General features: G+C 70.8%; 2 protein-coding genes. Both read left to right on the top strand.

The window, feature by feature from the left end; translation table 11 throughout:
* A partial coding sequence (locus tag FFS27_RS32480) for an efflux transporter outer membrane subunit (RefSeq protein ID WP_137952541.1) occupies positions 1-881 on the top strand: 881 nt, incomplete at its 5' end.
* A 36-nt stretch (positions 882-917) separates the two neighbouring features.
* On the top strand, positions 918-1,670 hold a 753-nt coding region (locus tag FFS27_RS32475; RefSeq protein ID WP_136209758.1), incomplete at its 3' end, for a LysR substrate-binding domain-containing protein.

Genomic DNA, 1,670 nt, shown 5'->3' with positions numbered 1-1,670 from the left:
GTTCCAGGCTGCGCCGTGCGGCGATCATCCGTGACAACCTCGAGACCGCACGGCGCAGCCTGGAACTCACCCGCACGCGCCTGGCCAACGGCGTCGCCACCGACCTCGAGGTAGCCCAGGCGCTGGCCCAGGTGGCCAGCATGGAGGCACGCCTGCCCGAGGTGGAAAAGAACCAGGCGCACCTGGTCAATGCCCTTGGCTACCTGGTCGGAGCCAGCCCCGGCAGCCTGCTCGCCGAACTCGGCCCGGCGCGGGAGATTCCGCGTCCGCCGGGCAGCGTGCCGGTCGGCGTGCCGTCCGAACTGGCCCAGCGCCGCCCCGACATCCGTCGTGCCGAAGCGCGCCTGCACGCCGCTACCGCCAGCATCGGCGTGGCCAAGGCGGACTTCTATCCGCGCATCACGCTCAACGGCAACTTCGGTTTCGAATCCCTGCAACTGTCCAGCCTGGGCGACTGGGACCATCGCCAGTTCGCCATCGGCCCGGCGTTCAGCCTGCCGATCTTCGAAGGCGGACGCCTGCGCGGACGCCTGGAGCTACGCGAGGCACAGCAGCAGGAAGCCGCCATCGACTACCAGCGCACCGTGCTGCGTGCCTGGCAGGAAGTCGACGACGCGATGCACGACTACGCCGCCAACCAGCGCCGCCAGGAGCGCCTCGGCGAAGCCGTGGCGCAGAACCGCCGCGCCCTGCAGAGCGCCCGCGAGCAATACCGCGCCGGCGCGGTGGACTTCCTCAGCGTGCTCGACAGCCAGCGGCAACTGCTGGACAACCAGGAACAGCAGGTCGCCAGCGACGAAGCGGTGTCTCTGACCCTGGTCAACCTCTACAAGGCGCTGGGCGGCGGCTGGAGCCCAACGTCCGACCCGGCGTCGGGCTGAGACGACGCCGGGCGCGGACCGGCGAAGGAGTTGGAAATGGACCTGCTGCACGGTATCCGGACCTTCGTCCGCGTGGTGGAGCACGGCAGCTTCACCCAGGCCGCCCAGGCGCTGGGCACCTCTCCGGCGACCGTTTCGCGCCAGGTCGCCGGGCTCGAACAGGCGCTCTCGGCGCGCCTGCTGCAACGCAATACGCGCAGCGTCGTGGTGACGGAAAGCGGTCTGCGCTACTACGAGCATTGCAAGCAGATCCTGCGTACGGTCGCCGCCGCCGCGGCGGACGTCGAAGACAGCCAGTCCCACGCCAGTGGTCGCCTGCGCCTCCACGCGGTGACCGAACTGGGCCTCGAGCACCTGATGCCGCTACTGGTGGACTACCTGGACGGCCATCCGGACGTCTCCGTCGACCTCACGCTGGCCCAGGGCACCCCGGCCCTGCTCGAGGAAGGCCTGGACGTGCTGATCACCCTCGGCCGAACCTTGCCGGACTCGACCCTGGTCGCCCGCGATCTCGGCCAGGTGTTCAGCGTGGTCTGTGCCGCGCCGGAATACCTGGCACGGCATGGCGTGCCGCGCACGCCGGAGGACCTGCTGCGGCATCGCTGCCTGAACGTGGCCGCGCCGTCCTGCCCGCAGGGCTGGGCCTTCGCCGGCGAACGCGGCGAAACGCTGCTCGATCTCGATGAGGCGCTCAAGGTCAACCTCCCCGAGGCCGCCTGCGCCGCCGCCGCGGCCGGGCTCGGCGTCTGCCTGCTGCCCGGCTTCGTCGCCGCCCGCGCGCTGCAGGAA

It is taken from the genome of Pseudomonas sp. 2VD, assembly GCF_005503585.1.
GTDB lineage: Bacteria > Pseudomonadota > Gammaproteobacteria > Pseudomonadales > Pseudomonadaceae > Pseudomonas > Pseudomonas aeruginosa.
This window is presented reverse-complemented; position numbering and strand designations above follow the sequence as displayed.